Source organism: Neobacillus niacini (assembly GCF_000759675.1).
Taxonomy (GTDB): Bacteria; Bacillota; Bacilli; order Bacillales; family Cytobacillaceae; genus Neobacillus; species Neobacillus niacini_A.
The window spans coordinates 202,619-212,448 of sequence record NZ_BAWM01000006.1 but is presented as its reverse complement, the minus strand read 5'-3'; the positions used below and the strand labels follow the sequence as shown (position 1 = coordinate 212,448).

Sequence of the window (9,830 nt, the reverse complement as noted above, 5' to 3'; positions counted from 1 at the left end):
AACGGACTAAGTTTGAGGGTTTCTTGATTTGAAATCATTTCGATACCACCTACACACATTGATATCTTTAGTATAAAGCAAAAGTGGGTCAATCGCTCGACTAATATCGAGCAATTGACCCCCTGATTGTTAAAAGCGGACTTTTTCAGTGCCCTCCTTTATAAGAGGCTGTTTTTTAATTGATTGAATCTCATTGGAGCTAATTTAAAATAACAATTGATTGGTATTCATGATATTTCTGTTTATGTATGGTAAAATAATACTAATATCTTCCATTAGATAAAGGGGCATATTCCTCTTTATTGTACAGAAATGCAGATAACGCCAATATTACCGTTGGTTATCTGATTTCTTGTACGGAAGGTATTATTTTTATATTTAGGAGGAGTAAAAATGAAAAAATTAATGAAGTTTTGCAAAAAGTTTAATCCAAGCTTGGGGGTTATCTACTATGAACCATAGTTTACATCATAACAAGGACTTCTTCCTTCAACAGTTAAATTTTATTGATGAAAACATCAAGGAGTTAACGAATCTCTATATCTCATCAACCCCTATTCAAGAACGATTAAAACACTTCTTTAATTTATACGTACTAGAGGTTGAGGACTTATTAAAAATAAATCAAAGAAATGATTATATTTCATTCTTTCCGAAAGTGTTTATCGGGACAAAGGTCACGGTTTTGTACGATGAGGAAAACGAAACTGAAGATTATGTAATTTGTTACCCGGAACAGTCTGATCCGGATTTGGGCTATATTTCCTTCTTATCTCCGGTAGGCAGGCAGCTTCTTTTTAAGAATATCGGTGAAAAGATACCATTAAACATTCCAACCGGGGAACTATTGATTACGATCAAAGAAATTTCGTATGTTGGGCACCTTTTAAATCATGAAATAAGGACAAAAGAAGCTTGAGACAGCGCGTTTGAAGGCGTTACCACAAAAGAACAAGTAAGAATAAAACAGCTGAAGAAATGAAAACAAACCTTCCACTATTGTTAAGTGGAAGGTTTGTTTTTATAGTTTATTTTATGTTAGACTAGCTTCAAAAAAATCGATGATTTCTAGGAATCTCTCCGCTTCCCTAAATGTATGGTCAGCTAAGAGCGGGTGAATGTTGCTCTTGATACGGCATGCTTCAATTAAGTCTCGTGCTGTTTTCTTGAAGTCTCTTAAAGAAGCAACGGATACTTTATTTTGGTTTAAAAAATGACTTAATAATGGTTTTGTTTCAGATTGTGGCCGCATATAATCCAAATCAACGGCTTGAAACAATAATTGGTCAAAATCATGACTAAACTCTCTCGCTTGGTCAACTAATTTTCTTTCTGATGGATCTAAAAGGTGTCCGATAAACTTTGCATGGTCGGCCATAATTTTTAAGAAAAATACATTTTCTTGTATAACTTCATCGGGCGCTGGTACTAATTTTCCTTCGTTTAATTCTTTTAACCGATTTGCAAAATAAGCTGCTTCTCTACTAATATGGTCAACTAATAAAGGAAAATTGTTGTGCCTGATTTGACAGCGTAGCGTTAAATCTAATATCTTCCTTTTATACCCATAAATGGCTGCTGCTGCTTGATAAACTTCAGTATTAAAAGCTTGAACTTGACGTGGATCAGAATTCACTGTAAATCTAGATAACTTCTCCTCGATTCTCTCAAATAAAGCATAAAACTGCTGCGCTTCCTCAATTAATTGTTTCTGTTCATATGTGAAGCCAAGACTTAAAAATAAAGAATGTTCTTTCATAATCCTAGACCAAAATTTTATTTCGTCTAATGATCTAGCAACAATCGGATTTGCTGCCATGTTGTCCCTCCTTAACTATACACTTCCTTGCCATGTATATGAAATGGATGTTATTCCTATTACCTATTTTCCTATAGTAACTTGTACTATTTTAAACCATATAATCTCAGCTGTTTAGGAAATGAAAAAAAGCTAAGGCAATTCACCTTAGCTTTTTTAGATCATTTTATTAATATGTTAGTCCATGACCAAGTTTATAGACATTACCATCATTATCTTTATAAGCATATTGCATTCCTTCAGGCATATATTTGTCCTTGTCATAGCCTGGGACATCATTTCTCGACACACAATCACCATTTTCATCAACTGCAATAACCGCTTCACTTGCTGGTAATGTCAGAGATAACACGCCTACTGGTTGAAAATCACCTGCAATCACCTCAAATTGTGGCTTAAAGAAGGTATCGTATCCAGCAATCAACACATCTGCTAAGGGTTCAACATTTCCAAGTATCCACGGCAGGGTGATATTCACACTGATAATGACTTTTCCACCGCGATTATGGATACTGTCACATACTTCCTTTAGATGATCTAAACCACTCAATGTCGTTTCTTGATACTCAGAACCATCTAAAGCTTTTAAAGTTTTATTCTCACATAATTCAAGCTCTAACAGTCCTGGTGTCGCATTGAAATAAGATCCAGATTTTGGTTGTAAAAATAATATCGCAAGGTCTGTTTCTTCATAATTCTCAGTTAACGTAAATTGGCCAAGCTCTTCGCATTCTTTTCTTGCTTGTTCCGTGTAAGAAGTGGCGATTTCCGAATCCTTGTGGAAAACTTCTACATAAACCTTCTTACCATCCAGCTTTTCTGCTGTTAGGGGCAAGGTCTGTTGTGAATTTTTAAGGATCGTTACCGATTTCTTGTGAGCTTCATATGCAGCTTCCCAGTGAGCAGGAGTATTAACTACCGTAGTTGCATTTTCTGGTGAAACGTAAGTACGATCATCAAAAAGTCCTAAGGCGAACATTTCGGTAAGCAGCCTTTCATTGGCTTCATCTATGCGCTTTTTGCTAATCCAGCCATTTTCAATCGCTTTTTTCAGATTTTCAATATCATTCGTATCCGCAACAAGATCTGTACCAGCGATGATCGCTTTCGCAAAACGTTCAGCCTCGGTCAACTCTTCAACGCCCCATGCCATTTTATTAGTGATGCCGCTGTCGCTATTGACATAGCCCTTGAACCCTAGCTTATCTCTCAGAATATTTTTTAAGAAATAGTGATTAAAGGTAAAACCCACTTCTTCAAACGGGATGTCTTCCCCTTCGAATTCTTGAACGACACTTTTCTTGATACTAGGAATGGAGTAATACGGCATGATTGAAGATGTCCCATGTTCAACCGCTGCCTGGAACGGTGGCAAGTGATACTTTTCTAAGCTTCCAGCTGTTGGGTAAAGATTCCATTTCCCCTCTTTATAATGCGGGTCAAATCCATTTTCCCTTGCTCCGCCGCCAGGGAAGTGCTTCGTTGTCATCGCGATACTATGTTTACCAACCGTCTTTCCTTGGAACCCGTCAATGATGCGTCCGATAGCATCAGAAATAAATTCCGGATCTTCCCCAAACGTACCATATGTGCGCTGCCATCGAGGATCTGTGGCGGTATCCGCCATATACATATATCCTTTTCTAATTCCAGTCGCATCCCATTCATCATGTGCGATTTCGGCAAATTGGCTGATTAGCGATGCGTCACCGCCATTTTTAATATCGCCTTTAGCCGCGGCAGCAAGACCTAATGTACCTGGCCATGTAGAAAATATCCCAACTGCATCGTTCATACCGAAAATGGATTCACCATTTTCATTTCTTGAATTGGATGTGATTAAACAAGGAATCCCAAGACGTGTACCCTCACAAACCTCATTCATCGTATTGATCCACTCTGCCATTTCGGCCGGACTATGATTGTCTCTATGAATGAAGTGTCGTAAATGCATATTTTCAATAGTATGTGAGGTTCCATAGATTTTTAAAACTGCAAAAATGTTTTCACCTTTTTCCACAATCGCTTCATCTAGCACGCCATTATGACTGGTCTTACTCTTATCTTCTTGAGAAAGACCCATTTTACGGGTATTGATCAGCATCATGCCGACTTTTTCATCGATATTCATCAATGAGACTAAGTTATCCGCACGTTCTTTCGGACTTAAACGCCAATCTTTATAAGGTTCTAGTTTCCCACTATTATTCAAATCTTTAAATTTTAACCCATCCACTTCAATGATTTTCTTAACTCTGACTTCTAATTCAGGTTGTTTATGGTTCAATTCAAATGCCTCCTAAAATTGTTCGCCACATCAATTAATGATTGATATATTTTGAATCATTTGGAAATAGATCTATCTTTATTAATCCCCTAGAATTAATATTAGCAATTTGATTACGTTTTCACACCCATTATTGTAGTCTTTTATATAAAATTGCACGCTAATTTAAAATATTTTTTAATAATTGAGGAAATAATAGACGAAAAAAAAGGAGGCCACGCGTTTATGCATTTGCCCCATTTCCTAATTGATTGCTTCCTTTATACTCCGAAGCAGTCATTCCTTTTATATCTTTAAATACTTTACAAAAATAATTATAGCTGCTAAAACCTACTTGCATACCAATCTCTGTAATAGATGACCTTCCTAGTTCAATGAGAAAGATTGCTTCATCAATTCGCTTTCTTTGTATATAATCAATCACTGTTAGATTCATTTCATTTTTAAATTTCTTTGCTAGATAGGTTCGATTAAACCCTATTTCATCTGCTATTGATTGCAAATTAATCGATTCATTAAAGTGGAGATTTATATACATTAAAGCTTTCTTTACAACCGGACTATGCCCTTTTATAGCAAAATTATTAACCGCAGCACAATATTCATCTACCATGCTGAAGTTCAAGGCTTCTAATTCGGACATAGACACTGATCCCTCGATCTTGAGTGCATATTTTTCCGAAATCGCATGTAAATATTGTGGTTCTACCCCTCCTTTCGAAGCAGCAATCCTAAACATAGTATTACCTGAAAAGGTAAGATTTTTTCTCGCTCGCAAAGGATTTCCCGGAACCCTATATGAAAAATCACCAGCATGTTCAAATATTGCTTTCCTGGCATTTTCTTTATCCCCTATTTCAATAAAATGCAACAATTTCTTTTCTGCCTCATACCTTAGTTTAATCTCCATACCATCCTGATCATATTCCAGTGGTTGGATATCCGCCCAATTTTGTTCATCCTCGTTTTTAGTTGTTATGATTTGGGATTTAATGTGTGGGTTTACTAGTATATTTACGATTAAATCGCCGATTGCTAAGTATGATGGTGCTAAATTGACTAATGATTTATAAAACAGCTCTAATGGCTTCAACCAATTATTTTCAAGTCGATTGTCCTTCATTACTTTCCAGATAAAATTGTCCGTCACCCTGTCATTTAGAAAAGGTCCAACCACCACCATTCCTTTATGAAGCTCATCCTCCTGAATGGCCACTGCCATATACGATAGTTGAAAAGAATCCGTATAATAACAAAAACTATTTCTATCTGCCTTTACTAATGCATGTTGAAGATTCAAATACATTTTTTTTCGAGTTTCAATAATAACCAAGGGTTCGTGATCATCAGAAATATGTAAAATCGTTTTAAATTGATTGTCGAGTACTTGTATCCCTATATTAAAAGCATTTTTAATTTGCCAGCATTTACTTATCAGTTCATCCACTTTCAACACCTCCATTAGATTATAATCTTCTTCAAGCAAAATTACCTGTCCTTCGTTTAGCCTGAATTTGTCCTATAAAACAAAAAAGTTGGTCCCTACCAATTGTAGAGTACCAACATAAATTCATGTTAATAAGGAACCTGTCCTAAAAAACCATTACATTATTTCTGATTCTAGTCGGAATCCTTCCACGACTACATCATCATCGATTTCCAACATTAGGCAACGTTTGCCTTGGAACATAATATATTTTACATGTTTCAAGTCTTTTGGGCTGAGGGTTAAATTTGCAACCTTTGTTTCAATTTTTATCGATTTAGGAATTAAATTGCTCGCTTTTAGCTCATGTTTTTCGTCATCAACGATCGCTTTGAAAGCATGTTCCACTTTAGCAGTATCTACATTTTCGACTCCGCTTACTGTTAAAATCCGTTCGATGTCCCGAGAATCTAACTTAGGGGCTTCACTTTCTTCATTTTCTTTATTCTCCTGGACCACCCTATCAATTTCCTCATAGACATTAGAAATGACCTGGGAATCTACTGTGTCTCCGATTACCTTATTCAGGATTAATTCAAAGCTATCCTTTTCTTCCAATGCGGTAATGATTTCTTCGCAATTGAGTACCTGGTCGATAAATGTCTCATTTGGTTGATTCGCTTTTCCTGCACAATAAAGAATATGGTTCACATCTGCAGCGTTGTCATTGAAAGCAGGGAACAAAAAGCCTGACAACGGTTGTGCTAAATTAATAATGGGATCAAAGGCGTTATTCGATCTGAATTCTCTTTCGATATAATCAAACACCAAAGCTTTTTTCGGCTGATCGGTTTTATTGAGACTGCAGAGAATAAACTCGTTGGAATAAACTTCATCATTTCCGCCTTCTTCGGATTCTGGATCACGTTTCTTCGTCGCTTTTCGATATTCTCCACGTATAAACGTTACAACAGTATCAAATTCATAAACAGTATGAGCAAACATTTTCCCAACGATTTGGTGCATATATTCAATCCAATCATCGGTGGTATCAGTTTGCAATCCATCAAAGAGGATCATTTGGGTGTTATCTTCCACATCCCGTTGAAATTTCAACTCAAATAATTTGGCATCGAGAGTTCCTGTCAAAACCTTTTTGAAATTCATTAAAAATAATTCTTGCGACTCCTGTTCTAACATTTCAAATGGTGAAATGACTGAGTGATAAATCTCACCTGACTCTTTCTGAACATAAACATTTAAGATTTCTCGAATTTTCATAAGATCATTGTTTAATTTAAACTGCTTTCGGATATTAGCTATGTCTTTTGCATTCATTTATCTCAACTCCCATCCCTGATTATACTGTTCAAAGTATAAATTAGGAATACTTGATAACTCTACTTTTGAAAAATTGCTTTGTTATAAAAGTAAAAATTGACAAATTTATCATTAAAAGGAGTGTTACATTTAATGTTAAAATATTAATATAATTAGAATGTATGCGATTGCAACATGAAGAGAGGGATTTGTTATGAGGGTAAGAGACTTCATGATTACAAAAGTTTTTACTGTAAAACCTTCGAATACTGTGAAGGAATTGTTAAATATCCTCAATTCTAACCGAATTGGCGGTGTACCAGTTGTGGATGATAAAGATCAATTGGTAGGTATGATATCTGATGGAGACGTATTACGGTACCTAGCTCCAAAACCTCTTGGTATTGCTGGTCTTGTTTATATTATTGAGGACGGAGAACTCGAGGATGTAATACAAGAAAAATTGGATACACCCGTAAAAGATATTATGACCAAAAGAAATATCCTCTACGTATCACCTGATGAAGAGTTTGATAAGACAATCCGTTTATTATCCCGTCATCATTTCAAAAAACTCCCTGTAGTCAATGGAGCTGGTCGTGTCATTGGTGTACTTAGCAGAGGAGACATTATCAAAAATATTTCGAAAAAGATTATTTCATCATGAAAAAGATCTTCTAATAAAAAAGGAAACCATTCGTAAAAATACACTTTTACGAATGGTTTCTTGATATTTTCCTAGTTTTTTTATAAAGGTTAATGATTTTCCATATGACTTTCATCTACTTCTACCATGTTTGAATCCGTTCTATCTATTTAAAAGATACTTATTTGTTTTACTACCTGCTTATAGGTTCTGTTGTTTTCACCGTAGCTGGAGATTTTTCCTTTATTTCGCTTGGTTTTTTTACAAAGAAAGAACCTAATAATCCAATTACCGAAATTCCTGTAATAAAGTAGAAGGCATATTTTATACCAGCAGCTAATATTTCTGGCTGAGTGGCATTAGGAAAATCAACTACATAACTGTTTTGACCACTCGTAAATACCGTAATTGCGATTGCTGTACCAGCTGCTCCAGCTACTTGATTCAATGTATTCATAGCTGCTGAGCCATCACCATATAACTCACGTGGTAATTGATTCATTGCATTGGTTTGTGCAGGCATCATAACCATTGTTAACCCAAAGAATAAAATCATAAACGCAACTACAACTTGCCATGCAGGTGTTTCGCTTGAAATAGTGGAAAGAAAAACGATATTCCCAATCACGACAAAGATAAAGCCAATAATGGTGAAACGACGTGCTCCAACTTTATCGAATAGAGCTCCTACAATCGGTGACAAAATAAAGTTGACGGCATTTCCAGGTAGTAATAATAAACCAGCCATCGCAGCACTAAATAATAAAGCGCCTTTTAAATACATTGGTAATAAAATCCCTGTAGATAAAATGATTAAAATACCAAGAAACATCGTCAATGTTCCTAATGTGAACATTGGATACTTAAAGACACGTAAATTAACCATTGGCTGACCCATTTTATTTTGACGAATACCAAATAAAATGAGAGCGATAATCCCTACAAGTAAAGGTGCCCATACTCTAGGTGATGAAAAAGCTTCTTCAGCCATCGTACTCAAAGCAAAAATTAAACCACCAAAACCAATTGTTGATAAAAGAATCGACGGAACATCGATTTTAGGTTTCGTAATTTCCGAAACATTGGCAATTTTCGCCACAGCAACCATGATCAATAACACATAGGCAATTGCGCTGAACCAGAAAATATATGGCCAGCTTAACGTACTAATAATGACCCCTGAAAGTGTTGGTCCTAAGGCTGGAGCTAAAGTAATAACAAGACCCATAAGCCCCATTACCACTCCACGTTTCTGAATTGGGAAAATAAGCAGCATAACACTCAGCATGACCGGTAATAAAAGACCTGTTCCGATTGCTTGTACTACACGACCGAGTAATAAAATACTAAAACTGAAATTTAACGCTGCTAAAATTGCTCCTAACAACGAAATAATCAGCCCCCCGATCACTAATTGTCTTGTCGTAAACCATTTCATTAATAGTGCTGAGACTGGCACTAAAATCGCTAATACTAATAAATATCCTGTTGTCAGCCACTGTGCAGTTGCAGCTGGTACAGAAAATTGTTCCATAATGTTTGATAATGCCATATTTAATGCTGTTTCCCCAAATAATCCAATAAATGCACCCAACATTAAGATAAATGCCATTGTTTTAGGACTCTTAACCTGAATTTGTGTACTCATATTACTCTCCTTTTTCATGAATTTGACCGCGATAAAAATGAACCTGTTAAATATATCAAAAATTTTTTCCTATTGTCAACTTGGTTGACAAAATATTTTTTTCGCGTTATCATCAACTTAGTTGACGATTTAAATGGGAGTGATCAAATGTTTAATATTGGAGATTTGGTTATCTATTCCGCACATGGCATTTGTAAAATTAATGATATTTGTGAAAAAACCTTTTCAGGGATTACAAAAAAATATTATGTATTACATCCAATGGATAATAAGCATCATTTAACCATCAGTATCCCTGTAAATAATGATAAGGTAGCCATGCTTGATCTAATCCATAAAGATGAAGCCCATGAAATATTGGAATCATTTAAATATCCAGGGGTAGAATGGTATGATAAACCGAACATACGTCTCCATTTGTACTCCGATATTCTAAACACGGGTGAGAGAAAAGTGATTGCTAAAGTAATAAATACACTAATGCGAAAACAAATTGATGCTGAACTTCATGATAAAAAACTGAATGAACAAGACCGTAAACTAATGATCAATTCACAAAATATATTGTTTAAAGAATTAGCAATATCTCTAAATACCTCTTATGAAGAAATAAATGAAATGGTAATAAGGTTAATTAAGGGAATAAATTAGAAAAACCCCTGCTTTTTTGACGAAAGCGGGGGT

General features: G+C 35.5%; 8 protein-coding genes. 3 read left to right on the top strand and 5 right to left on the bottom strand.

The genetic code is table 11. From position 1 onward, the window contains the following. Nucleotides 1–451: 451 nt before the first annotated feature. Nucleotides 452–919 (top strand): GreA/GreB family elongation factor, encoded by a 468-nt coding sequence (locus tag TR08_RS03880; RefSeq protein WP_045515870.1) that lies wholly within the window; start codon nucleotides 452–454, stop codon nucleotides 917–919. A gap of 114 nt (nucleotides 920–1,033) precedes the next feature. Here the strand turns inward: TR08_RS03880 and TR08_RS03875 are convergent, their stop codons facing one another. The 4 genes from TR08_RS03875 to TR08_RS03860 all read right to left on the bottom strand — a co-directional run bounded on the left by TR08_RS03875 (nucleotide 1,034) and on the right by TR08_RS03860 (nucleotide 6,870). Beyond that, nucleotides 1,034–1,819: a DUF2935 domain-containing protein gene (locus TR08_RS03875; RefSeq protein WP_045515868.1), complete on the bottom strand. Its 786-nt coding sequence runs from the start codon at nucleotides 1,817–1,819 to the stop codon at nucleotides 1,034–1,036. Nucleotides 1,820–1,988: 169 nt separating this feature from the next. Then, nucleotides 1,989–4,106 (bottom strand): glycoside hydrolase family 3 protein, encoded by a 2,118-nt coding sequence (locus TR08_RS03870; RefSeq protein WP_045515866.1) that lies wholly within the window; start codon nucleotides 4,104–4,106, stop codon nucleotides 1,989–1,991. Nucleotides 4,107–4,329: 223 nt separating this feature from the next. After that, a complete protein-coding gene (locus tag TR08_RS03865) occupies nucleotides 4,330–5,553 on the bottom strand; it encodes an AraC family transcriptional regulator (RefSeq protein ID WP_045515865.1) in 1,224 nt (407 codons plus the stop codon). Nucleotides 5,554–5,709: 156 nt separating this feature from the next. After that, nucleotides 5,710–6,870, bottom strand: coding sequence for a DUF4317 domain-containing protein (locus TR08_RS03860; RefSeq protein WP_045515863.1), 1,161 nt, complete (start codon nucleotides 6,868–6,870; stop codon nucleotides 5,710–5,712). A gap of 196 nt (nucleotides 6,871–7,066) precedes the next feature. On the opposite strand from TR08_RS03860, the gene TR08_RS03855 reads away from it, so the two are divergent. Then, nucleotides 7,067–7,519, top strand: coding sequence for a CBS domain-containing protein (locus tag TR08_RS03855; RefSeq protein WP_045515862.1), 453 nt, complete (start codon nucleotides 7,067–7,069; stop codon nucleotides 7,517–7,519). A gap of 172 nt (nucleotides 7,520–7,691) precedes the next feature. Here the strand turns inward: TR08_RS03855 and TR08_RS03850 are convergent, their stop codons facing one another. Beyond that, entirely contained in the window at nucleotides 7,692–9,164 is a 1,473-nt protein-coding gene (locus tag TR08_RS03850) for a DHA2 family efflux MFS transporter permease subunit (protein ID WP_370576268.1), read from the bottom strand. Between the two features lie 129 nt (nucleotides 9,165–9,293). On the opposite strand from TR08_RS03850, the gene TR08_RS03845 reads away from it, so the two are divergent. Then, nucleotides 9,294–9,797 carry a CarD family transcriptional regulator gene (locus tag TR08_RS03845; RefSeq protein ID WP_045515859.1) on the top strand — a complete coding sequence of 168 codons (504 nt, stop codon included), beginning with the start codon at nucleotides 9,294–9,296 and terminating at the stop codon, nucleotides 9,795–9,797. Nucleotides 9,798–9,830: the final 33 nt, after the last annotated feature.

Coding starts and splice junctions, on each gene's coding strand:
- TR08_RS03855 (WP_045515862.1), top strand. CDS start 7,067: ATGAGGGTAAGAGACTTCATGATTACAAAAGTTTTTACTGTAAAACCT.
- TR08_RS03845 (WP_045515859.1), top strand. CDS start 9,294: ATGTTTAATATTGGAGATTTGGTTATCTATTCCGCACATGGCATTTGT.
- TR08_RS03875 (WP_045515868.1), bottom strand. CDS start 1,819: ATGGCAGCAAATCCGATTGTTGCTAGATCATTAGACGAAATAAAATTT.
- TR08_RS03850 (WP_370576268.1), bottom strand. CDS start 9,164: ATGAAAAAGGAGAGTAATATGAGTACACAAATTCAGGTTAAGAGTCCT.
- TR08_RS03880 (WP_045515870.1), top strand. CDS start 452: ATGAACCATAGTTTACATCATAACAAGGACTTCTTCCTTCAACAGTTA.
- TR08_RS03860 (WP_045515863.1), bottom strand. CDS start 6,870: ATGAATGCAAAAGACATAGCTAATATCCGAAAGCAGTTTAAATTAAAC.